The following is a 22243-nucleotide window of genomic DNA, read 5'->3' on the forward strand; positions in this document are numbered from 1 at the left end:
TGTTTTGGAAGCGGGATTGTTTCGCTTAGCAAGCTCAGAAAATTAACTGACTGTTGCACTTGCTCCTTGAGACCGCCTTTCCCCGTCAGCTCCACCATCCAGATACAAACCGAAGTTAGTGTGTTTAACCACTTGCAAACTGTTGTAGCGACCGATTAAAGCCATGTCCAATACCCTCATTACGTGGGCAGCATTCTACCCGAGTTTGGCCCGGCAAATTGGAGCCGCGCAGCAAGGCTTTCACATTTTTTACAAAAGGCCTGATTTATCAAGGATTTTTGCCTCGACCCAGGGACCACTCGTCAGCCCGGCGCGCCCTCAAGGCCTTGCCGAATAGCCCAAAAACAACCCGATGATATGAATTAAAACAGCGGGTTAGCCGGCGCATACAGTGTTGATTATGTGCAATGCCAAGGTGCTTATAATATTTCAGGAGGATATTTAACAAGCAATTGTCAAGTATTTCAGTTACTATCGCTGGCCAAGTTATTTTCTACAGGTGAATAGCCGCCATGCGTGTAAAAGCATCCGCCAGCAAAGTAAAGCCAGCTCCCGCCGTTGAAACCAGTGATTCAATCAATGCGCAAATTGCCGCATTCTTGAAGTCCGGTGGCGAGATCCAGCAAATTGACAAAGGCGTCAGCGGCCAAACTTTCGGCGCATCCAAACAGATTTCGCTGGGTAAAAAGTAATACCCCCCGCTTTATAGTGGTCCTGATGCGCTTTGCCTTCCAAAGCGCTGGGACTCCTGACCCACCTCCCCTCAAGAAATCGACGAACGGCCCCCATCTGCCGGCATACATCCGTATGCTTGAACCTCTCTAAACCAAGCCTTCGAGCCAATCACTGCATCCAGTTGTCAAGGGAGTGACCTATGCTCACACGAGCGTTACTGCTCACCGGCACATTGCTGTCCAGCGCGGCTGTCAACGCACAGGTGTTTTCACGCGAGCTGGGCGATTTCGACCTCAGAATGGGCACCCAGCCCAGCCGCAGCATGGCCCAAGGCCTGGTCAAGCCGACCAGCCCGGGTTCGACCTTCCATGGCGGCCTGGACCTCACGCACAACAGCGGCTGGTATGTCGGCCAATGGGCGCCCACTATGGGCCTCAAGCCCGGCAGCAATCTGGAAGTCGATTCCTACCTCGGTTACAAACACCCGTTTGACCAGACCCTGAGCTATGAACTGGGGATGATTCATTACAGCTACCCCAAAGTCAGCCCCATGGACAGCCAGCAATTTTATGCGGGGCTGACAGTGTTGGGCACGCGCTTTGGCGCAGCGTTCAGCAATGACCCGGATCGACGCGACAGCACCGTGTTTGCCGATTTGGGCGCCAATCGCACGCTGGGCGTCGGGGTCAGCCTGAAATACACCACCCACCAACTGGGCACGCCGGTATCCATCGCCGATGGCGGCAGCGTGCGTACGTTCAATGATTGGTCGATCACCTTCTCACGGCCCTGGATGGGCGTGAACCTGAACGTGATCTACAGCGACTCCAGCCTCGATGGCGGCGATTGCTCGGCGTACTCGGGGCAAAACCCGCAATGCGATGGGTTACTGACGTTCAAGGCTGAACGTACGTTTTATTGAGAGAGGGGATCACAAAGCCGTCCCGTCTTCGACGCCGCGCTGTCGCGCATCAAACAGGCCACTGTAGTCGCTGACGAGGTACGAAGGCTGCGATCGGCCTGCGTGGTTTAACGGAGCCTCTTACGGCTTAGATCAAGATCAAAAACCAGATCAAGATCAAAAGATCGCGAGCAAGCTCGCTCCTACAAGGTCTTATGAGCGAGCTTGCCTCGCGATCTTTTGCTCTTAAAAGACCGAGAGGCAAACCTTATCCGTAAACCTTACTCAGCAGCCGGGGCTTCTGGCTTGCGGCGCTTGAGCGGCGCCATGCCGTCCTTGCTGACCAGCGACAGGGCGTCGGTCTTTGGGCGGTTGGCGATTTTGCGCTTGGTCGGGGCCTTGGCGCCGGTCTTTTTCTTGTCGCCTTTGCCGTCAATCTTTTTCTTCTTCACGCCAACGGCTTTACCCGAAGCCTTGACCTTTTTCGGCCCGCTGTAGGTGCCTTTGACTTCTTTGATCACGCGACGCTCGAAGCTTTGCTTCAAGTAACGCTCGATGCTGGACATGAGGTTCCAGTCACCGTGGCAGATCAGCGAGATCGCCAGACCGTCGTTGCCGGCACGGCCAGTACGGCCAATGCGGTGAACGTATTCGTCGCCGCTGCGTGGCATGTCGAAGTTGATCACCAGATCCAGACCTTCAACGTCCAGACCACGGGCGGCCACGTCGGTAGCGACCAAAATTTTCACGCCGCCCTGCTTCAGGCGATCAATGGCCAGCTTGCGGTCTTTTTGATCTTTCTCACCGTGCAAGACAAACGCCTTGTACTCCTGAGCCACCAGACGCCCGTAAATGCGGTCGGCCATGGCGCGGGTGTTGGTGAAAACGATGGCTTTTTGATAAGTCTCGTTGGCCAGCAACCAGTTCACGATTTGTTCTTTGTGCTGGTTGTGGTCAGCGGTGATCACTTGCTGACGCGTGGTAGCGTTCAGCTGGCTGACCTGGTTGAGCTGCAAGTGCTCAGGGTTGTTCAAGACTTTGCCGATCATCTCACGCAGGCCCGAACCACCGGTGGTGGCCGAGAACAACATGGTTTGCTGACGGTTCGGGCATTCGTCAACCAGACGCTGCACGTCCTCGGCAAAGCCCATGTCGAGCATGCGGTCGGCTTCGTCGAGTACCAGCACTTCAACTTCGTTGAGTTGCAGGTTGCCGGCGTTCAGTTGCTCCAGCAAACGGCCTGGGGTGCCGATCAGGATGTCAGGCACTTTGCGCAACATGGCGGCCTGTACCTTGAAGTCTTCACCGCCGGTGATCAGGCCGGACTTGATGAACGTGAACTGCGAAAAGCGTTCAACTTCTTTCAAGGTTTGCTGCGCCAACTCGCGGGTCGGCAGCAAAATCAACGCTTTGATGCTGACACGGATTTTGGCTGGGCCAATCAGGCGATTGAGAATCGGCAGAACGAAAGCAGCGGTTTTGCCACTCCCGGTTTGAGCTGTAACCCGCAGGTCACGCCCCTCGAGCGCGAGCGGGATGGCCGCTGCTTGCACAGGCGTAGGCTCGACAAATTTAAGCTCGGCCACAGCTTTAAGCAGGCGTTCGTGCAGGGCGAAATCGGAAAACACGGGTGCTACCTCGAAGAAATGCGAAAAATCAGCGGCATAGAGTAACGGTTTCGAGCGCTCAGGCCGAGTTTCTTTGCACCAACGGCGCGAAACAAATGCTTTTTTAGGGTCTTTAGTCCAAAGACAGCCCCTAAATCGTCTTGAGATGGTCTAATCCCATGGCCATTTCTTTTGGGATAACGCTTTAACTTATGGATACTCAAACACTCTGGAGCGAATTTGAACGCCTTTGGGCCAACCTGGATCACTATCCTTGGCTGTCGTCCGTTTTGGGACTGATCGTATTGGTGAGCGTCGCCCTGCTCGCCGGTCACATTGCCCGCATCATCATCTTGCGCGTCACCAAAATGCTCGCCCGCCAGCCAGCCCTGCACTGGGTCAGCGATTTGCGCGAACACAAAGTGTTCCATCGCGTGGCGCAAATGACGCCGTCACTGATGATCCAGTTTGGCCGCAACTTGGTCCCGGACCTGAGCGACAACGGTCGCCAATTCCTCGGCAACCTGGCCCTGGCCATCACTATTTTTGTGTTGACGCGGGTCATCACCGCCCTGCTCGATGCCTTGCTCGACATCTACGCACGCACCAACTACGCCAAGACCCGGCCCATCAAGGGCTATATACAGCTGGGCAAGATGCTGCTGTATGTGTTCTCCGCGATCATCATTGTCGCCACCCTGATCGACCGCTCGCCGATGCTGTTGCTCTCGGGTCTGGGCGCCATGTCTGCGGTTATTTTGTTGGTCTACAAAGACACCCTGCTGTCTTTTGTCGCCAGCGTTCAGTTGACCAGCAACGACCTGCTGCGTGTGGGCGACTGGATCGAAATGCCGCAAGTGGGCGCCGACGGCGATGTCATGGACATCACGCTGCACACCGTCAAAGTGCAGAACTTCGACAAGACCATTGTCTCAATCCCGACCTGGCGCTTGATGTCCGAGTCGTTTAAAAACTGGCGCGGCATGCAGCAATCCGGCGGTCGACGGATCAAGCGCAGCCTGTTCATTGATGCCGCAGGCGTCGGGTTTCTGACCGACGAACAGGAGCAGCGCCTGGAGCAAGTACGCTTGCTGAGCGACTATCTGGCACGCAAAAAAGCCGAACTCAAGAGCTGGAACGAAGCCCAGGGCAACGTCGCGGCGATGTCAGCCAACCGTCGGCGCATGACCAACATAGGCACCTTCCGCGCCTACGCACTGGCCTACCTGCGAAGCCACGCGATGATCCAGCCCAACATGACCTGCATGGTGCGCCAGATGCAAGCCACCCCCCAGGGCGTGCCACTTGAAATCTACTGCTTCACCCGCACCACGGTGTGGGACGAGTACGAGCAAATCCAGGGCGATATTTTCGACTACTTATTGTCGGTCTTGCCGGAGTTTGGCTTGAGCGTGTATCAACAACCAAGTGGCAATGACTTGCGTCAAGGGCTGATGAACAAGATCAACCCGCCGCACGTGGCGCTTGAAGACTGAGTCACGTGTAAGTCGCCGCAGCCAGTGATGACTGCGGCGACGTGGCAGCGTTAGCTGTGTTTGGTTCAGTTGGAACAATAGGCTCCTTGTACTCCAGCGGCAGGAATTATTGACGGCGGCTTGAAGGCGCAAACAGAAGCAAGAAGGGATAGTTCATTCTGCTGGTACAGCAGCTCCGATTAGCGCATTTTTTGAAATCGAGCCGTTACCCAATAACTCCCAAGACCTCACTGCCTTTCATACGGCGAACCTCTACAACATAATCCCCAATGTTAGGCACTGCATAATCAACCACCAGCTCGACAACAGCCTTGACTGGCTTGCCTGAACTCTTCACTGGGTAATCCTCGATTCTGCGGAACACATCGGTGCCACGACGATGGGGAATGGGCCACGTGTTACCGGAATTCATATGGCAGAGCCATATTTTTTCAGCATAGGCAGGGATGAAAGCCGCTGAGTCCAGAGTCAATACATCGTGTTCGAGATTCCGGTAATCACGAGCGCCCAGCAAACGATGCAACCGTTCCTCTTCAACCCAGAAAAAGACTTTCTCGTTGATCAGCTTGTACCACTGCGTTGGCGTTGTTCCATCCGTAAGCGCTTGAAGCAGACGCCCCTCGGGCATTGGCTTTTGATCCCGAAGAACAATATTTGTCGGGTGCCCTGCCCTCACATCCATCTTCTGATCGCGGTGCTCCGTTTCGAAACGCGCACGATCCCGCTTTACGACCTCAAGATGGTCGAGCACGGCTGTTGTGCTCATCAGCCCGCGGGTGCGGATACTGTCCCAAGTTCCGCGCTCTGCCATGTGATAGATTCGCGGGTACAACTCAATCAGCTTTTCTAAGTTCATCTATTACTTCCTACCAGATCGTGCAGTCCAATTACGTCGGTCGATCAAAGAGCGCAGATCGCTAGCCCCCGCGTCCCGGGAAAATCGAGTATTGATTAGTGAGACCGGTGCTTGAGAAACGCGCTCCAACTCCTCCACAAACTTGATCGTTTCCGGATCAAGCTGCTCGAACCGACGCGCCTGGCTGTTCGCGGAGCTAAGGTAATCCGCGAAAGTCAAAACAATGTCAGTGGGTGCGTTAAGGGCGCACGCTTTTCGAAACTGATCCCACTCAAACCAACCCACACGTCGGTTCCGACGTGTGGTCGACGTCTTTTCAACGGCATTCAGGGTCTCACCCTTGAGACCTGCAAATTCGGCAATATCGCTGAAGGTCGTCCCATGTTTAAGCTGTCCGGAAGTGTGGCCTTGGTCTCCGTCAGGATCCCCAACACGGATTGGCATTGGCCGAATAACCATTAGAATTTTCCGTATGCGACTGGGTGATATCCCTGCCTCAGCAAGGCACCCCGCGACATTGGTATCCCTGGAAGTCACATGGGGGTAGTCCCCATGAAAAATACTCAAACCGCTTCCCTGTGTGCCTTCCAGCAATATGGAGTGACCACACCGGTAGGCCTCTTCCAAGCGGTCTGTAGTGCAGCCACGATAGTTACCCGGTGTACCGACGTAATTCCGCAACTCCTCGACATCCCGGGCAAGCCTGATCGTTTTTTTACCCCTGTTTAGAATACGCCGTGCCGCCGCAGCGCCGCTCCCACTACCCGTGGAAGCAATGGTTGAGACCAAATGAGCATGCTCTGCTTCAAGATCTTCGTCTTCGATGATCGTGGCTTGAGGATCGATGAACAAGCGATCCGGGGTGATACTGCACTCCTCAATTTCTTTCAAAAGGCCTTCTAAACGAATCGTCATCCCAGGACCCAAAAGTAGCCTCGCGGTTACGTCACGCGAACCTGAAGGCAGGTGGTGATAGGTGTAAGGGCCTAGAGGGCTAGCTACGGTGTGCCCAGCATTCGGCCCTCCAACACGAACCATCACGTCGTACTCACGCGCCAAGTAGGACACTATGTTGCCTTTGCCCTCGCTCCCGTACTGCCCGCCGATCAGCACATCCACACACCTAATTTCGGGTGGCGTAAATAGATGCAAGCGGGCTGCGACTCGCACCAGTGTGTCGTTAGAGTCAGACCTTTCGGTATAGATACGGACGTCAGCGTCGGCTTTCAGCAGTTCAATTTGAGCCTGATCCCGAAGTTGATTGACCTGATCATAAGGGACTGGATCTGTCTGATCCTTAACTCTCTCCGCATAGCGATTTTGAAGCGTTCGATCACTTGCATAAAGATGGACATGGATAAGGTTTGCCCCGAAGGTCTTTCGAAACTCCAGCACCTGCTCCAGCGTATTCAGGTGATCGACAACTAACGATGGGCCCTTTGCATCTTTTGCGCACCTCGTCTTGATCTCATGGAGCATCCAATGTTCATTGTCAGCCGCCTCAAGCTCACGTCGCCTATCAAGTATGGCTGGCTGATCAAGCTGTAAATACCAGCCTAAATCTTGGAATGCTCGACGATCAAAAACGACCTCGAAGCCGTACTCCCTTGCCAGCAAATGGGACAAACCACTCTTCCCGCTACAGGTCTTCCCACTAATAACTACGATCTGCCGAGTTTCCATGCATTATTACTCCCAGATTCCTATGATCTGATCAGCGATTGCGGATGGGGTTAGCTCCTCGGCATCTAGGATGTAGTCAGCCAAGGGGGCCACGGAGCGAGCACTCTGCTCATTGGGGTGCATCACGCTCGCTTGGTAATGCTGGAGAGTGAGGGGGTTTCGGGAGGCGTATCTTTGCTCCAACACTACTTCTGGCGCAACGATATGCACGTGCTTGACTGCGCCCTTGAAACGAAGCCGAAATAGCTCTACTTGCTGGGGCTTGCGGACAGCGTCAAGTAGCCAGTTCTCGATGTCCGGACGAGCCTTGATTGCGGGCATGGCTACAGCTTCAACAAGCCAGGAAAAACCAGTTTCCCTATCCAATGCATCCCCAAGCTCCTGCAAGTTATGCCGATCAAGCACTTGGTTACGACCGATCAGCACCCCGCGCAAGTAGGCCCCGCTACTGATGGGCAGAAAACCATAGCGAGCTTGTAAGCTTTCGGAAATCGAGGTTTTGCCGCAAGCCATAGGGCCGCTCAAAAGAAGTAGGCGCTTCACGTAAGGACTATCCCTGTCTGCGTGTGCGATAAAACGCTAAAGCGTAGCCTGGTTCGTGGAAATAACAGGAAGTTTGTGAAAGAAGTAACACAGATGCCAGCAGTAGGCCTGCTGAAGCCACACAAAACAAAGTGAGGGTCAGTAAATCACCTCTCAACCAGACCAAATACATTCTTACCAAAGATAGAACTGACTTCTGTAGGTATACAGGACCTGAGTCTTTCAAACTTTCTCAGTCCCTACTTGCTCATTCGAGCGCAACAAACCACTCGATAGTGCACATCAATGCGGATACGCCGCCTATCCATCGATCGCTACGAGCTCTGGGCCCAAACGGCGCCACCTTGACGGAATGCCAGAGAGATGCCAATTTAATATCAAAGACAGAAGTCAAGGAGTGACTGTGTGAAGATCACTATCAACGTGTTCTTGCTCAAAGAGGGCCGAGCTTTACAGGACGCGCTGTCTGATGACTTCAATTTGCCACCTATCGCCTTTTCACTGAATGAAGTCGATTGTCTTTTCTACCATCAGAAAAACTCATCACATCCTAAATGGACTCAGCTTTTCACTTATATCCAAGAGGTGGCACAACTAGACCTAACTGGTAGGTCCCTTAAGGCGCTGCTGGTAATGGCAGTTAGAGACAGAGTGTTCTGCTTCACCTTTGGTCATGCGCGCCACTTGATCAATCCCCTAGCCATAGAGCGCTATTTCGGCCTCCGTACAGCGCTTACCTTAACCGACCCCCTGGTAATCAAGTCCGTAGAAAAATCCAATATTGACAGGACTCCACTACGCTCAAAGGCTCAATCATCCAAGCATTTGTCGATATCGGAGTTCGACTTCAAATTTGACTCAGAGATCCTGAAGTCACTGACGGGTATCGTCGAAAACGATCAGGACGAGGAAGAGTACGTCAGTGGCTCTGACTCACTGGCATTGCATTCTGATGTAAATCTTGAAGAGTTTCCCGAAATCGCGCTTCGGCTATTGACGGCCTACGAAGACGACCGCTGCAAGGAAAAATATCCTTGGATGGACTACATCGTGCCGGTACGCGACTCCGTGCTTCTGGACCAGTTGAATGAACTTCTCGTTGAAGCAATGAATGGTGAGCAGTTTGACCGTATCCGAGCGGCTTCGCCCGAACTTCATAGCAACGACTTTAGCGGATTTGGCTATGTTCGACACAGCGCTCGATCACGTAACGGCCCCACTCTAGCATTTGACCTAGACCTTCGACAGGCCCTTTTGGCGAAGCATATACTGGGAGCCGTTACCCGGCAGTCTCTGATGAGTGAGCGCATCTATCTCTACGGATCTGATGAACAAAGAATCCAAGCTTGGCCGTTGTACACCTGTCTTGAAGCTGAAATTGAGCATGATGAGAAAATTTATCTGCTGACCGAAGGTGACTGGTATCAAATCGACCGGGATTACACCGAACAGGTGAATCGTTTCTTTGAAGCAGCCACTCCATGCAACCTGCAGTTTCCTCGATACGGTACAGAACACGAGGGTCCGTACCTGCGGCGTATTGCTGACAATGAGAACTTCTATTTGCTCGACCAGAAGCTTGTGAGGCTAAGTAATGCCTCCAGCCCATTTGAATTCTGTGATCTATTAACTCCAGACAACCATATCATTCATGTCAAAAAATACTCATCGTCAAGCGTGCTTAGTCATCTCTTCTCACAAGCATATGTATCTGCTGAGGCATTAATCAACGAAGTAGATGTGACAACGCAGGTAAATGCTCATCTTGCAGATATGGGCGATTTCCAGTTCGTCTTCGATCCGGCCACCCAGCCTCGCAATAAAATCGTATTCGCTATCATGCAACCCCACGACATGCTGCATATGCCGTTCTTCTCAAAAGTAAACTTCAGGCAGTTCGCCCAACGCTTGGCCGCGATGGGCTACCAAGTCGAAATATGCAGAATTTCGAGCTAATCTATCTCAATCACTCAATCGCTTTTGGCGGCTAGTTCTAATGAGCCAAGCTAGCTCCCCAAACAATAAGCGGCCAGTACACACACCTTCAGAATCCCTGCATTAAAGACGATGATGCCCTCCTAAAAGTACTTGAACCACATCACTCTTATCGCAAGAATTACCATGCGCCAGCGCATCTCCTACTCCAATCCTTTCATGGCCCTAGGAGTTTAGATAGCTATCACGAGCATGATCGTCTGAATGATCTTGAGTGAATATATTTCTTCGTTCGGAAGAACTCTTGCGCTCTTCATGTAAGCAGTTTCTACTGCCCGGCAAGAAAAGCCTCGTCCAGATCTAGCCGAATATGATGTGCAGGGTGCACAAGTTGAAACCAACTCCCTCAGGCGTGCCGCTGGAAGTCGGCGAACAATAAGCAAAAGGCTGCTAGCCACTGTGTATGAGTAGATCGCAGCCCCTTGCTTGGGCAGCGTTAGCTGTGTTTGAACTGCGGGTCACCGGTCAGTTCGAATAACAACTTGATGCCTTCGGGCCAGTCACCCAGGCCACTCTCATGGTTGATGTGCCTGGCTTGTTGCAACCACACCAATTCACTGCCCCACGCCTCGCTGAAGGCTGTCGCGCGCTCGACGCTGACATAGGGATCATCCGTGCTGGCCACGGTTATCGAGTCAAAGGGCAGTTTCCCCAAGTGCATGGGTGAAAACCCTGACGTGCCTTGCGGATAACTCGGCGCTTCGGTGTCGCTGGGGGCTACCAGTAGCGCGCCGCGAACACGGTTTTTGGCATCTGTGGGGTACTGCTGCGACCACGCCGCAATCAGGTTGCACGCCAGACTGTGCCCCACCAACACCACCGGTCGCTGGCTGGAAGTGACTTTGTCGTGTAATCGCTGAACCCAGTCAGCGCACACCGGCGTGTTCCAATCGTCTTGCTTGACCCGTTTCAGACCGCTGTAGTTCTTCTCCCAGCGCGTTTGCCAGTGATCTTCCCCCGAATTATTCAGGCCCGGCAAGATCAACACTTTGACTGTCATTCCCACTCCCCTTTAAGGCGTTAGATTGGGTCTGTTGACGTTTCATTGCGGTCGCGACGAGACGTCAACAGACCTTGGGCCTTAAGGACCTTAGCCCCTGATAGCCTTGCGGTCTAGCCGGCTGATCCACACGGCCAGCAGAATCACCGTGCCGCCCAACATTAACCTGCCCAACGGTTCGTGCTGGTTCCAGATCAGCAGGTTCAGCAGCAAACCCACCGGTACATGCAGGTTGTTCATCACTGCCAGGGTGCCGCCGCTGACCAGGCACGCGCCTTTGTTCCACCAGTACATGCCCAGCGCCGTCGACACCAGGCCCAGAAACAGCAACACGCCCCACTGCAACGGTGCGTCGGGCAAAAAGTGCGCTTTGCCAAACAGCAGGAAAGCCGGCAACACCACAATCAGGGCGCCGACATAAAAGAACCCGAACCGCCGGTAGCCCGGCAGCTCACTCGGATAGCGCAGCACCAGACGCCGGTACAGCACCTGACCAGCGGCATACGTAAAGTTGGCCAGTTGCAGCAGCAGGAAGCCTTTGAAGAAGTCCGGGCTGATGCTGTCAAACCGAATCACCGCAGCCCCGCCAACGGCCACCAGCGCGGCGACCAGCGCCCACGGATTAAAGCGCCGGTTTAGCGCATCTTCAATCAGGGTGACGTGCAGCGGCGTAAGGATGGTGAACAGCAGCACCTCGGGCACCGTGAGCACGCGAAAGCTCAGGTACAGGCAGACGTAGGTGATACCAAACTGCAGGGCGCCAATCAGCAGCATGCCGCGCATAAAGCCGGGTTCGACCTGGCGCCAGCGTGTCAGCGGGATAAAGACCAGACCGGCCAGCACCACACGCACCAGCACGGCGAAGTAACTGTCGACGTGCCCCGCCAGATACTCGCCAATAAGGCTGAAGGAAAACGCCTGAATCAGCGTCACAACTAGCAAATAACCCATAAATCTCTCGCCCGGTATTGAGTGGACGCGACCTTAGCGGTTTTTCAGCACGCTGCGCTATCGGCCCGTAAACCGCAGGCAAAAAAAACCCGATCCAGCGCAGGGCTGATCGGGCGATAGCACTCAAAGAAAGTGCCAAGGGAGGTTCGATGCGCGAACCGCTTGCTTGAAGGAGCAGTGAAGCGAATTAAGCCATGCAACGATTATCTGTTGATTAACAGACCGGCTCAGGCCACATCTGAAAGCCTGGCTTTGGCTTGGTTCAACCCTTTTTCCTGGAAGTCGCCGCCCAGGTTCATGCCCTCGGCATGGATAAAGGTCACGTCATGAATGCCCATAAAGGCCAGTACCTGGCGCAGGTACGGTTCTTGGTGGTCTGCGGTGCTACCCGCATATATCCCGCCGCGCGCAGTGAGCACGTATGCTTTTTTACCGGTGAGCAGACCCTGGGGGCCGGTGTCGGTGTATTTGAAAGTCAGGCCGGCGCGCAACACATGGTCCAGCCAGGCTTTGAGGGTGCTGGGGATCGCAAAGTTGTACATCGGCGCCGCCAGTACCAGCACGTCAGCCGCCAGCAGCTCGTCGGTCAGCTCATTGGAGCGCTGCAAGGAAGCCTGCTCAGCGGCATTACGCTGCGCCTCGGGCTTCATCCAGCCGCCCAGCAAATCGGCGTCCAGATGCGGAACCGGGTTCACAGCCACATCGCGAATGGTCAGGCGATCAGCCGGATGAAGGGTTTTCCAGTGACTGATGAACTGCTGTGTCAGCTCGCGGGAAAAGGAATCCTGTTGGCGAGCGCTGCTTTCGATGATCAGAACATTAGACATGGGCGGTAGGCTCCATCTGTGAATGCTGTAAGGCGATGGAGTGAATCCTAGAGGGCATTTCATTGATGAAAAAGCGTAAATATCTGCTACAACCTATCTATAAATTTGTTTATTAATGAGTACCCTGTACAACAGGCTGCGGCCACACAACGACTCGTTACCAAAGGAATACAACGTGAAAGCGCCCCGCGTGACCCTTGACCAATGGCGCACGCTGCAAGCGGTGGTCGACCACGGTGGCTTTGCGCAAGCTGCTGAGGTGCTGCATCGCTCGCAGTCGTCTGTCAGTTACACCGTCGCTCGCATGCAAGACCAACTCGGCGTGCCGCTGTTACGCATCGACGGGCGCAAAGCCGTGCTCACCGAAGCCGGCGGCGTTTTATTACGGCGTTCGCGCCAGTTGGTCAAACAAGCCAGCCAGCTTGAAGACCTCGCCCACCACATGGAGCAAGGCTGGGAAGCCGAAGTGCGGCTGGTGGTTGATGCCGCCTACCCGAATGCACGGCTGGTGCGCGCCTTGACCGCTTTTATGCCGCAGAGCCGTGGCTGTCGTGTGCGGCTGCGCGAAGAAGTCCTGTCGGGCGTCGAAGAAGTGTTGCTGGAAGGCGTGGCCGACCTGGCCATCAGCAGTTTCAATATTCCGGGCTACCTGGGCACAGAACTGAGCACCGTCGAATTCATTGCCGTGGCCCATCCCGATCACGCCTTACATCGCATGCAACGGGTGCTGCACTTCCAGGACCTTGAAAGCCAGTTGCAAGTGGTGATTCGCGACTCGGGCCGCCAGCAACCCCGCGACGTAGGCTGGCTGGGCTCTGAGCAACGCTGGACGGTCGGCAGCCTGGCCACGGCCGCCGCCTTTGTGGGCAGTGGCCTGGGTTTTGCCTGGCTGCCCCGGCACATGATCGAGCGCGAACTCAAAGAGGGTGTGCTCAAAGCGTTGCCACTGGATCAGGGCGGTGACCGCCACCCGGTGTTCTACCTGTACGCCAACAAGGACAAACCGTTGGGCCCGGCGACGCAAATACTGGTGGAGTTGTTGCGCACCTTTGATACCGCCCCCCTGGACGCAGCCTTTGCTGCCCCTGAGCAGGCATAAAACAAAGATTGCAGCCATGACAGCGGTGGGCAGGAACATCGATCCCGAATATCCTGTCCAAGCTTCGCGGCTGGCCATTCATCAGTGCCAACCTCATCCCGTCACCTATTCAACACACAGCGCGTGCGTTCTCTGACGCAGCTGCTTCTACTTTTCAGGACTTTTGACTTATGTTGAAAAAAATTGTTTTTGCTGCCAGTGCCCTGCTCTTCGCCGCCAACCTGATGGCTGCGACGCCTGCAGCAAACAAAAACGCGCAAACCCCACCTGCTCAAAAAGCCCCTCACGTGCTGCTGGACACCAGCTTCGGCCCGATTGAAATCGAACTGGACCCGGTAAAAGCACCGATCAGCAGCAAAAACTTTTTGAGTTATGTCGATAGCGGCTTTTACAACAACACCATTTTCCACCGCGTGATCCCGGGCTTTATGGCTCAGGGCGGCGGGTTCACTGGGCAGATGGTGCAGAAAACAACCCGCGACCCGATCAAGAACGAAGCCAGCAACGGCCTGCATAACGTGCGCGGCACCTTGTCGATGGCACGCACCTCCAACCCGGACTCCGCGACCAGCCAGTTCTTTATCAACGTGGTCGACAACGCGATGCTCGATCCGGGCCGTGATGCCGGTTATGCCGTATTTGCCAAAGTCGTAAAAGGCATGGATGTGGTGGACAACATCGTCAACACCCAGACCACCAGCAAATCCGGCATGCGCGATGTGCCGATTGACCCTATCTACATCAAGTCTGCCAAACGCATCGACTAAGCCTAATCGCTTCGAATGCTGCGGGGAGCTTGACCGGCCCAGGCCGGTCACACCACTAAAGGAGAGCCCGCTCAGCGGGCGTCAGTGACCATGCTTTATCGTCGTTTTGAACAACTGATCGATATTTTTCGCGAAGCCCCCAGCGCCGAACCGCCCAACACTGTTTGGGCGTTTTACATCTATTACCTGCGCCAGGTCTGGCCACTGTTTGCCGCCTTGCTGGTCGTCGGGCTGGTCGCCGCCTTGATTGAAGTCTCGCTGTTCAGTTACTTGAGCACCCTGATCGATCTGGCCCAGGGTACGCCCAACACTGAATTTTTCAGCATTCACAGCGGTGAGCTGATCTGGATGGCCGTGGTGGCGCTGATCATTCGCCCGGTATTCTTCGGCCTGCATGATCTGCTTGTGCACCAGACCTTAAGCCCGAGCATGACCAGCATGATCCGCTGGCAAAACCACAGCTATGTGCTGAAACAAAGCCTTAACTTTTTCCAGAACGACTTCGCCGGGCGTATTGCCCAGCGCATCATGCAAACCGGCAACTCGCTGCGTGACTCTGCGGTGCAGGCCGTCGATGCGTTGTGGCACGTGTTGATCTACGCCATCAGTTCGCTGGTGCTGTTTGCCGAAGCGGACTGGCGGCTTATGATCCCGCTGCTGACCTGGATCGTGCTCTACATCGGCGCCTTGTATTACTTCGTGCCACGGGTCAAGGAACGCTCGGTGGTGTCTTCGGATGCGCGCTCTAAATTGATGGGCCGGATCGTTGACGGCTACACCAACATCACCACCCTCAAGCTATTTGCCCACACTAATTACGAGCAGCAGTACGCCCGCGAAGCGATCATCGAGCAAACCGAAAAAACCCAATTGGCCAGCCGCGTCGTGACCAGCATGGACGTGACCATCACCTCCATGAACGGTCTGCTGATTGTCAGCACCAGCGGCCTTGCGCTGTGGTTGTGGAGCCAGTCACTGATCAGCGTAGGCGCCATTGCGCTGGCCACTGGCCTGGTGATTCGTATCGTCAACATGTCTGGCTGGATCATGTGGGTGGTCAACGGCATTTTTGAAAACATCGGCATGGTCCAGGACGGTCTGCAGACCATCGCCCAACCCGTTACGGTCAAGGACAAGGACAACGCGCCACGCCTGAAGGTCGATCGCGGTGAAGTGCGTTTTGAACACGTGGACTTTCACTACGGCAAACAGAGCGGGATCATTAGCGACCTGAATCTGGTGATCAAACCCGGCGAAAAAATCGGCTTGATCGGACCGTCCGGGGCGGGCAAATCGACGCTGGTAAACCTGCTTTTGCGCCTGTATGACCTGCAAGGCGGGAAAATTCTGATAGACGGTCAGAATATCGCCGAAGTGACGCAAGAAAGCCTGCGCGAACAGATAGGAATGATCACTCAGGACACGTCTTTGCTGCACCGTTCGATCCGCGACAACTTGCTGTATGGCAAGCCGGACGCCACCGACGATGAACTCTGGGCAGCCGTGCGAAAAGCCCGTGCCGATGAGTTTATTCCTGCACTTTCCGATGCTCAGGGACGTACCGGTTTTGACGCCCATGTGGGCGAGCGCGGGGTCAAATTGTCAGGTGGTCAGCGCCAGCGCATCGCTATAGCACGGGTGTTACTGAAGAATGCGCCGATTCTGATCATGGACGAAGCGACCTCGGCGCTGGACTCCGAAGTCGAAGCCGCGATCCAGGAAAGTCTCGAAACCTTGATGCAAGGTAAAACCGTGATTGCCATCGCTCACCGGCTTTCGACCATCGCCCGTATGGACCGTTTGGTCGTCCTCGAAAAAGGTCAGATTGCCGAGTCCGGCACCCACGCCGAACTGCTCGCCCATGGCGGTTTGTATGCCCGTCTGTGGCAACACCAAACGGGTGGATTTGTCGGCCTCGACTGATCCAAAAAAACACAACCTGTAAAGCCCGCGCAACACATCGCCAGAGCCCGTGGTTAAAGGGCTCTGGCGTTTTTTTAAGGTCTGGAAAATACCCGGTCGCCTGCTGTAATGAAGTAAAGATTCAGATGAATCTTGTCGTCAATTGCAGGATGCACAATCGTGTTTTTTGATCGATAGAGTTATCTATCCTGGATCCTTAAATGAACTTGTTCAAACGTTCGGCAACGGAGTTGGTGGGTACTTTCTGGCTGGTACTTGGCGGTTGTGGCAGCGCGGTGCTGGCAGCCGCTTTTCCCGATATGGGCATCGGCCTGCTCGGTGTTGCCCTGGCCTTTGGCTTGACCGTGCTGACCATGGCATTTGCCATCGGGCACATCTCGGGCTGCCACCTCAACCCCGCGGTGTCATTTGGGCTGTGGGTGGGTGGCCGATTTCCTGCCAAAGAGTTGCCCGCCTACATCGTCGCCCAAGTACTGGGCGCGATTTTCGCGGCAGCTCTGTTGTACTTCATTGCCAGCGGCAAGCCAGGCTTTGATCTGGCAGCCAGTGGCCTGGCCGCCAACGGTTATGGCGACCACTCGCCCGGTGGTTACTCAATGGTCTCGGGGCTGATGTGCGAAGTGGTCATGAGTGCGATGTTTATCCTGATCATCATGGGCGCCACTGACAAACGGGTGCCGCCCGGCCTGGCACCGATTGCCATTGGCCTGGCCTTGACCCTGATTCACCTGATCTCGATCCCGGTGACCAATACCTCGGTCAACCCCGCGCGCAGCACCGGCACGGCGTTGATAGTGGGCGGCTGGGCACTTGAGCAGTTGTGGATGTTCTGGTTGGCGCCATTGATCGGTGCGGCCATCGGTGCCCTGACATACCGCTGGCTGGGGTCTGTTGATGTGTCATTGCAGACGAGCCAGCCGCCGTTGGCCAGCGAACACGTTTAACCGCAAAACCGGCGAGAATCAGGCCTGCCGGTATGGCAGCGCCGTTCTCGCCTCTTCGGCATAGGCCAGCACGCCCTCTCGCTCACGCGCCAGAAAATCACTGACGGCGGCTTTCAAGCCCTGATGGCGCAGGTAATGCCAGGAATGCGTAATCACCGGTTCAAAGCCGCGTATCAGCTTGTGCTCGCCCTGAGCGCCGGCATCAAACCGCTGGATGCCGTGAGCGATGGCGTAATCCATGCCCTGGTAAAAACAGGTTTCGAAATGCAAACGGTCGAACTCGGCCAGACAGCCCCAGTAACGACCATACAAGCTGCCGCCCCCGATCAGGCTAAAAGCCATGGCCACCGGGGTTGAGCCTTGTTTGGCCAGGACCACGCGAATCGCTTCGGGCATGCGCTCGGCCAGCAAGCTGAAAAAGTCACGGGTCAGGTACGGCGTCTGGCGTCGCACCGCATAGGTGTTGGCGTAACAGGCGTAGACAAAATCCCACTGCGCCTCGGTCACCTGCCGGCCCTCCAACCATTCAAACTCAAAGCCCTGCCCCGCCACTTGTTCGCGCTCTTTGCGCATCTGCTTGCGCTTGCGCGAACTCAGAACGTCGAGAAAATCCTGAAAATCGCGGTACTCGCGGTTTTGCCAATGGAACTGACAGCCCAACCGTTGCAACCAGCCGGGCTGTTGCGCCAACGCGGTATCCGCCAGCGCATCGGTGAAGTTGATGTGCGCGCTGGACAGCCCTTCGATCTCCAGATAACCGGGTAAAGCGGCCAACAATTCAAAACCGTCTTCAGGCCGTGCGGCCAGCAATCGCGAGCCACTGACCGGGCTGAAAGGCACTGCGGTCAGCAGTTTGGGGTAGTACTCGATCCCGGCCCGTTCACATGCATTTGCCCATTCGTGATCGAACACGTATTCGCCGTAGGAATGCCATTTTCGGTAACTGGGCAATGCCGCCAGCACGCGATCGTTTTCAACGTGCAGCAGGTGTTCAGACTGCCAGCCGGAGTGCGGGCCCAGGCTGCCACTGTCCTCCAGTGCACTGAGGAATCCATGGCGAAGGAACGGTTGCGCCACCGGCACCAGCGCATCCCATTGCTCGGCCGAGATGGAGGACAGGCTATCCAGACGTTGTAACGGCATTCAAAAGCCCCGGGCTATTGCGTTAGAACGGCGATGTTAGCACCCGCTTATGACACTGCGCCTTTTACATTTCCACACAATGGCTGAACCCGTTAGAAACCCACGCCTGCAGATGAGTCGATTCAGCTCGAGAGTGCGTTGTCACAGAGTTGCTATCACTGTGCCACTTTTCTGTCATATCCAATCGTGATACTGGCGCCGCTTCTTAGAAGTCGGGGTTATGAGTGAGCGCTTATCAACCCACGTAAACATCATATTAGCGAGCCCATAAGGGCCGAGTGTTTTTGGGGTGGCAACGTCCATCTCACTACTGGGAGATTCATATGCGTCTTGTTTCTACACGGATTGCGGCGGGACTGTGTGGCGGGCTGGTATTAGGCATGAGTGTTCCAGCAAGCGCTGGCGTTGATGCAAAACTACTGGAAATGCTCAAGGCAAACGGCTCTATTTCTGCGGCGCAGTACGCCGAACTGCAAACCGAGTTGACCAGCGAGAAACAAGCTCAACAAGAAGCCGCTGCAGACCAGGTTAAAAAATCTGACCTCAGCGCTTTCGAACAAAAAGTGGCCTGGGCTGCCAAAACCGAATTCAAGGGCGATGTTCGGGTCCGTCAGGAAACCGTCAAAATTGATGGCGAATCCGATGGCAAAAACCGTGACCGCCAACGTATTCGTGCTCGCCTGGGTGCTTACACCGAAATCAACCCGCAAGTGAACACCGGCATCCGTATCGCCACCGGCGGCAGCGACGACGCACGCTCCACCAACCAGGACCTGGACAACTACTTCGACAAGAAGCAGCTGTGGCTGGACATGGCTTACGTTGACTATCACCCGACAGCGATCAAAAACCTGCACCTGGTGGGCGGCAAGATGCCACAACAGTGGGTCAGCATGGGCGACGTGATCTGGGATAGCGACATCAACCCTGAAGGTGTGTCTGCCTCCTACAAAACCAACCTGGGCAGCAGCGGCGTCGAAGTGTTCGGCAGCACCGGCTACTACACCCTCAAAGACAACGTGAACGGCGATGGCGTGCAGTTCAAAAATGACTTGAGCATGTATGCCGGCCAGTTGGGTGCACGTTTCGCACCGACCGACAGCCTGAAAGTGACCCTGGGTGGTAGCGTTTACGGCTTCCACAACGACGAAGACAGCCGCTGCCCAACCACCGGCACCAAGACCACGCCGTGCGCCCTGGCCGTTAACGGCAACAGCACCAGCGAGTTCCGCCTGTGGGAAGGCTTCGGTCAGGTCGACATCGCCAACCTGCCGGTTCCGCTGTCGTTGTACGGCCAATACGTGCACAACTCCGAGACCGACAGCGATCAGGACGACGCCTGGTTGGTGGGTTTCAAGAGCAAGCTCAACGCCTTCAGCCTGGACTACAACTACCGCGACGTTCAGCGTAACGCTGTGGTCGGCGCCTTCACTGACTCTGACTTCGCCAACGGCACTACCGGCTCTCGCGGTCACAAGTTCAAAGTGGGTTACGAAATCGACAAGAACTTTGGTGTCGGCGTGACGTACTTCCTGACCAAGGCTGACTACGCAACCTCCACCCAGAAAGATGCCAGCACCAACACGCTGCAACTGGACGTAGAAGCCAAGTTCTAAACCGTTTCACGCAACAAACAAGCCGCTGAACGCTTTCACCGGCTTGTGTTAACCCGCAGTGCGCGAATGCCGTCGGTCCCCATCACATCCCCGACGGCATTCGCGCTTGCGCCCTACCGCTGACGCGACTGCTCGCTCAGCATACGTTCAACCGTCGCGTCCAGGTCATTGGGCTGCGGTTCGGGCAGCGCCTTCAACGTGGCACTCATCAAGCGCATTTGCCGGATAAAGCGCCGGCAATTGGGGCAAAACAGCAAATGATGGCGCATCTGCAGACGCTCACGAACACTCAACTGCCGGTCCATGTGGTCACTTGATCGCGCAACGTATTGCTTGCAGCTCAACATTCGCCGGTCTCCTCGAAATGCTCCACGGTCGCAAAGACTTTAAGCCGGGCACGATGCACCAGCACTCGGGCATTAGAGAGCGATATGTCGAGAAGATTACAAATCTGTTCCAACTCCAGCCCCTGGCGTTCACGCAATAGCAGCACCGAGCTTTGCAGTTGCGGCAGACTGAGCAGCGTGCGCTCAAGGCATTCACGCAACTCTTGTTCCGTAAGCAGCGCTTCCGGGGTGTCTTGGTGCCAGGCATAAGGCCCCAACAACCAGTGACCATCGCTGGCAAAACGCTCATCATCAACCGTACCGTGGGGTGACGGCAGGTCGTCGAGCAAGACTTCGCGGCGATTGTGTTTAAGGCGGGTTTTGGCGGCATTGGCGGTGATGGTCAACAGCCAGGTTTTGAGGCTGGAACGGCCTTCGAACCCGCGCAGGTTGCGCACCACTGACAACCAGGCGTCCTGAACGACTTCATCGGCATGCCGACTGCCGACAATCGCATAAGCCACGGCGAGCATGGCCCCTTGGTAGGTACTGACCAACTGCCGAAAAGCCTGTTGCTCACCGGCGAGCAGGCGCTGGAGTATTTCAGAGTCGTCAGCAGCAGCCATTAACGCTCCCGGGGCAGAATCAACCACCCTGGTGGGAGCGGGCTTGCTCGCGATGCAAACAACGCGGTGCTCAAGACAAACCGAGCTGCCTGAATCGCGAGCAAGCCCGCTCCCACAGGATGTGGCTTTGAGCGTGGATCAGCGTTTGCGCAGGATCACGCTGCCTATCGAGTAGCCGGCACCGAACGAGCTGAGTACCGCCAGCGAACCACTGGCCAGATCATCCTGGTAAGTGTGGAAGGCAATCACGGAACCGGCAGAACTGGTGTTGGCGTAGGTATCAAGGATCACCGGCGCTTCTTCAACCGACGCTTCGCGGCCCAGCAGGCGCTTGACGATCAGGTGGTTCATGCTCAGGTTGGCCTGGTGCAGCCAGAAGCGTTTGACGTCCGCCACTTCGACTTTGTTTTCTTCCAGGTGCTGGCCGATCAGCTCCGCCACCATCGGGCAGACATCACGGAATACCTTGCGGCCTTCCTGCACGAACAGCTTGTCCGGGCTGTCGGGGTTTTCGTCCGAAGCACGGTTGAGGAAGCCAAAGTTGTTGCGGATATTGTTCGAGAAGGTGGTCAGCAGTTTGGTGCTGACGATGTCGAATTGATGACTGGAAGTCGCCAGATCAGCGCGCTCAACCACAATGGCGGTGGCCGCATCGCCAAAAATAAAGTGGCTGTCGCGGTCACGGAAGTTCAAGTGACCGGTGCACACTTCCGGGCTTACAAGCAGCACCGCGCGAGCCTGACCCAGTTGCACGCTGTTGCTGGCCGTCTGCAGACCGAAGGTCGCTGACGAGCACGCCACGTTCATGTCAAAACCGAAACCCTGAATGCCCAACGCCTGTTGCACTTCGATGGCGATGGCCGGGTACGGGCGCTGCAGGTTTGAGCAGGCCACGATCACGCCGTCGATATCTGCGGCAGTCTTGCCGGCCCGCTCCAGCGCTTGCCTGGCGGCACCGACGGCCATTTCGCAGAGCACGGACATCTCGTCGTTGGAACGCTCAGGCAAACGCGGGCGCATACGTTGCGGGTCAAGGATGCCGTCCTTGTCCATCACAAAGCGGCTTTTGATACCTGAAGCTTTTTCGATAAAGGCAGCGCTGGACTCGGCCAGAGGCTCGATGTCACCGGCCTCGATAGCGTCAGCGTTGTCGGCGTTGAACTGTTGCACATACGCGTTGAAGGACTGCACCAACTCTTCGTTGGAAATGCTGTTGGCCGGGGTATACAGGCCGGTGCCGCTGATGACGACGTTATACACGGTCG

The 22243-nt window shown here is 55.5% G+C and carries 20 protein-coding genes and 1 pseudogene; 9 read left to right on the top strand and 12 right to left on the bottom strand.

Translation table 11 applies throughout. The features are described from left to right. Nucleotides 1-78: 78 nt before the first annotated feature. Nucleotides 79-165: pseudogene (locus GHO41_RS08905) on the bottom strand (S1-like domain-containing RNA-binding protein); the annotation flags it as partial. 347 nt (nucleotides 166-512) lie between these two features. Here GHO41_RS08905 and GHO41_RS08910 point away from each other — a divergent pair. Continuing rightward, on the top strand, nucleotides 513-692 hold the full coding sequence (locus tag GHO41_RS08910) for a hypothetical protein (RefSeq protein ID WP_048371526.1): 180 nt from the start codon (nucleotides 513-515) through the stop codon (nucleotides 690-692). A 182-nt stretch (nucleotides 693-874) separates the two neighbouring features. After that, a complete protein-coding gene (locus tag GHO41_RS08915; RefSeq protein WP_048371529.1) occupies nucleotides 875-1597 on the top strand; it encodes a TorF family putative porin in 723 nt (240 codons plus the stop codon). A gap of 260 nt (nucleotides 1598-1857) precedes the next feature. Here the strand turns inward: GHO41_RS08915 and GHO41_RS08920 are convergent, their stop codons facing one another. Beyond that, nucleotides 1858-3204 carry a DEAD/DEAH box helicase gene (locus GHO41_RS08920; RefSeq protein WP_371928876.1) on the bottom strand — a complete coding sequence of 449 codons (1347 nt, stop codon included), beginning with the start codon at nucleotides 3202-3204 and terminating at the stop codon, nucleotides 1858-1860. A gap of 191 nt (nucleotides 3205-3395) precedes the next feature. Between GHO41_RS08920 and GHO41_RS08925 the strand changes: the two genes are divergently transcribed. After that, a complete protein-coding gene (locus GHO41_RS08925; protein ID WP_153433390.1) occupies nucleotides 3396-4679 on the top strand; it encodes a mechanosensitive ion channel family protein in 1284 nt (427 codons plus the stop codon). A gap of 205 nt (nucleotides 4680-4884) precedes the next feature. Here the strand turns inward: GHO41_RS08925 and GHO41_RS08930 are convergent, their stop codons facing one another. The 3 genes from GHO41_RS08930 to GHO41_RS08940 are packed head-to-tail and all read right to left on the bottom strand — an operon-like array spanning nucleotide 4885 to nucleotide 7761. Next, nucleotides 4885-5535 carry a hypothetical protein gene (locus GHO41_RS08930; RefSeq protein ID WP_153433391.1) on the bottom strand — a complete coding sequence of 217 codons (651 nt, stop codon included), beginning with the start codon at nucleotides 5533-5535 and terminating at the stop codon, nucleotides 4885-4887. 3 nt (nucleotides 5536-5538) lie between these two features. Beyond that, entirely contained in the window at nucleotides 5539-7218 is a 1680-nt protein-coding gene (locus GHO41_RS08935; RefSeq protein WP_153433392.1) for an adenylosuccinate synthetase, read from the bottom strand. 6 nt (nucleotides 7219-7224) lie between these two features. Then, the gene (locus GHO41_RS08940) at nucleotides 7225-7761 is read right to left on the bottom strand and encodes a hypothetical protein (protein WP_371928878.1); all 537 of its coding nucleotides are present in this window, start codon (nucleotides 7759-7761) and stop codon (nucleotides 7225-7227) included. A gap of 405 nt (nucleotides 7762-8166) precedes the next feature. On the opposite strand from GHO41_RS08940, the gene GHO41_RS08945 reads away from it, so the two are divergent. Then, nucleotides 8167-9717, top strand: a complete 1551-nt coding sequence (locus tag GHO41_RS08945) for a TIGR04141 family sporadically distributed protein (protein WP_371928879.1) — start codon at nucleotides 8167-8169, stop codon at nucleotides 9715-9717. Between the two features lie 475 nt (nucleotides 9718-10192). On the opposite strand, the gene GHO41_RS08950 is transcribed toward GHO41_RS08945, so the two are convergent. The 3 genes from GHO41_RS08950 to GHO41_RS08960 form a co-directional block, all read right to left on the bottom strand. Further along, on the bottom strand, nucleotides 10193-10756 hold the full coding sequence (locus GHO41_RS08950; RefSeq protein ID WP_153329320.1) for an alpha/beta hydrolase: 564 nt from the start codon (nucleotides 10754-10756) through the stop codon (nucleotides 10193-10195). 90 nt (nucleotides 10757-10846) lie between these two features. Further along, nucleotides 10847-11707: a carboxylate/amino acid/amine transporter gene (locus GHO41_RS08955; RefSeq protein ID WP_153329318.1), complete on the bottom strand. Its 861-nt coding sequence runs from the start codon at nucleotides 11705-11707 to the stop codon at nucleotides 10847-10849. Between the two features lie 227 nt (nucleotides 11708-11934). Beyond that, complete coding sequence (locus GHO41_RS08960; protein ID WP_153329316.1) at nucleotides 11935-12534, bottom strand: FMN-dependent NADH-azoreductase; 600 nt, start codon at nucleotides 12532-12534, stop codon at nucleotides 11935-11937. 175 nt (nucleotides 12535-12709) lie between these two features. Between GHO41_RS08960 and GHO41_RS08965 the strand changes: the two genes are divergently transcribed. The 4 genes from GHO41_RS08965 (at nucleotide 12710) to aqpZ (ending at nucleotide 17267) form a co-directional block, all read left to right on the top strand. Beyond that, a complete protein-coding gene (locus GHO41_RS08965) occupies nucleotides 12710-13633 on the top strand; it encodes a LysR family transcriptional regulator (protein WP_048371541.1) in 924 nt (307 codons plus the stop codon). 170 nt (nucleotides 13634-13803) lie between these two features. Continuing rightward, nucleotides 13804-14400 carry a peptidylprolyl isomerase gene (locus tag GHO41_RS08970; RefSeq protein WP_153329312.1) on the top strand — a complete coding sequence of 199 codons (597 nt, stop codon included), beginning with the start codon at nucleotides 13804-13806 and terminating at the stop codon, nucleotides 14398-14400. 90 nt (nucleotides 14401-14490) lie between these two features. After that, on the top strand, nucleotides 14491-16323 hold the full coding sequence (locus GHO41_RS08975; protein WP_123751996.1) for an ABC transporter ATP-binding protein: 1833 nt from the start codon (nucleotides 14491-14493) through the stop codon (nucleotides 16321-16323). A 200-nt stretch (nucleotides 16324-16523) separates the two neighbouring features. After that, entirely contained in the window at nucleotides 16524-17267 is a 744-nt protein-coding gene (gene aqpZ / locus GHO41_RS08980) for an aquaporin Z (RefSeq protein ID WP_153433393.1), read from the top strand. Nucleotides 17268-17285: 18 nt separating this feature from the next. Here aqpZ and GHO41_RS08985 read toward each other — a convergent pair whose 3' ends face one another. Then, on the bottom strand, nucleotides 17286-18410 hold the full coding sequence (locus tag GHO41_RS08985; protein ID WP_153329308.1) for a GNAT family N-acetyltransferase: 1125 nt from the start codon (nucleotides 18408-18410) through the stop codon (nucleotides 17286-17288). A gap of 323 nt (nucleotides 18411-18733) precedes the next feature. Here GHO41_RS08985 and GHO41_RS08990 point away from each other — a divergent pair, with 323 nt between their 5' ends. Beyond that, on the top strand, nucleotides 18734-20026 hold the full coding sequence (locus GHO41_RS08990; RefSeq protein ID WP_048371551.1) for a putative porin: 1293 nt from the start codon (nucleotides 18734-18736) through the stop codon (nucleotides 20024-20026). A 113-nt stretch (nucleotides 20027-20139) separates the two neighbouring features. Here the strand turns inward: GHO41_RS08990 and GHO41_RS08995 are convergent, their stop codons facing one another. From GHO41_RS08995 to GHO41_RS09005, 3 genes are all read right to left on the bottom strand, one after another. Next, a complete protein-coding gene (locus GHO41_RS08995; RefSeq protein WP_153329306.1) occupies nucleotides 20140-20373 on the bottom strand; it encodes an anti-sigma factor in 234 nt (77 codons plus the stop codon). After that, a complete protein-coding gene (locus GHO41_RS09000) occupies nucleotides 20367-20978 on the bottom strand; it encodes an RNA polymerase sigma factor (RefSeq protein ID WP_153329304.1) in 612 nt (203 codons plus the stop codon). Before GHO41_RS09000 ends, GHO41_RS08995 begins: the two co-directional genes overlap by 7 nt. A gap of 138 nt (nucleotides 20979-21116) precedes the next feature. After that, entirely contained in the window at nucleotides 21117-22238 is a 1122-nt protein-coding gene (locus GHO41_RS09005; protein ID WP_178110053.1) for a beta-ketoacyl-ACP synthase III, read from the bottom strand. Nucleotides 22239-22243 lie beyond the last annotated feature (5 nt).

Source organism: Pseudomonas sp. FSL R10-0399 (assembly GCF_009600165.1).
Taxonomy (GTDB): Bacteria; Pseudomonadota; Gammaproteobacteria; order Pseudomonadales; family Pseudomonadaceae; genus Aquipseudomonas; species Aquipseudomonas helleri.

What these genes read in the sequence shown, in the direction of transcription:
- GHO41_RS08930 (WP_153433391.1), bottom strand. Translation starts at nt 5,535, where the DNA reads ATGAACTTAGAAAAGCTGATTGAGTTGTACCCGCGAATCTATCACATG.
- GHO41_RS08910 (WP_048371526.1), top strand. Translation starts at nt 513, where the DNA reads ATGCGTGTAAAAGCATCCGCCAGCAAAGTAAAGCCAGCTCCCGCCGTT.
- GHO41_RS08955 (WP_153329318.1), bottom strand. Translation starts at nt 11,707, where the DNA reads ATGGGTTATTTGCTAGTTGTGACGCTGATTCAGGCGTTTTCCTTCAGC.
- GHO41_RS08960 (WP_153329316.1), bottom strand. Translation starts at nt 12,534, where the DNA reads ATGTCTAATGTTCTGATCATCGAAAGCAGCGCTCGCCAACAGGATTCC.
- GHO41_RS08975 (WP_123751996.1), top strand. Translation starts at nt 14,491, where the DNA reads ATGCTTTATCGTCGTTTTGAACAACTGATCGATATTTTTCGCGAAGCC.
- GHO41_RS09000 (WP_153329304.1), bottom strand. Translation starts at nt 20,978, where the DNA reads ATGGCTGCTGCTGACGACTCTGAAATACTCCAGCGCCTGCTCGCCGGT.
- GHO41_RS08985 (WP_153329308.1), bottom strand. Translation starts at nt 18,410, where the DNA reads ATGCCGTTACAACGTCTGGATAGCCTGTCCTCCATCTCGGCCGAGCAA.
- GHO41_RS08950 (WP_153329320.1), bottom strand. Translation starts at nt 10,756, where the DNA reads ATGACAGTCAAAGTGTTGATCTTGCCGGGCCTGAATAATTCGGGGGAA.
- GHO41_RS08995 (WP_153329306.1), bottom strand. Translation starts at nt 20,373, where the DNA reads ATGTTGAGCTGCAAGCAATACGTTGCGCGATCAAGTGACCACATGGAC.
- GHO41_RS08990 (WP_048371551.1), top strand. Translation starts at nt 18,734, where the DNA reads ATGCGTCTTGTTTCTACACGGATTGCGGCGGGACTGTGTGGCGGGCTG.
- aqpZ (WP_153433393.1), top strand. Translation starts at nt 16,524, where the DNA reads ATGAACTTGTTCAAACGTTCGGCAACGGAGTTGGTGGGTACTTTCTGG.
- GHO41_RS08935 (WP_153433392.1), bottom strand. Translation starts at nt 7,218, where the DNA reads ATGGAAACTCGGCAGATCGTAGTTATTAGTGGGAAGACCTGTAGCGGG.
- GHO41_RS08915 (WP_048371529.1), top strand. Translation starts at nt 875, where the DNA reads ATGCTCACACGAGCGTTACTGCTCACCGGCACATTGCTGTCCAGCGCG.
- GHO41_RS08970 (WP_153329312.1), top strand. Translation starts at nt 13,804, where the DNA reads ATGTTGAAAAAAATTGTTTTTGCTGCCAGTGCCCTGCTCTTCGCCGCC.
- GHO41_RS08925 (WP_153433390.1), top strand. Translation starts at nt 3,396, where the DNA reads ATGGATACTCAAACACTCTGGAGCGAATTTGAACGCCTTTGGGCCAAC.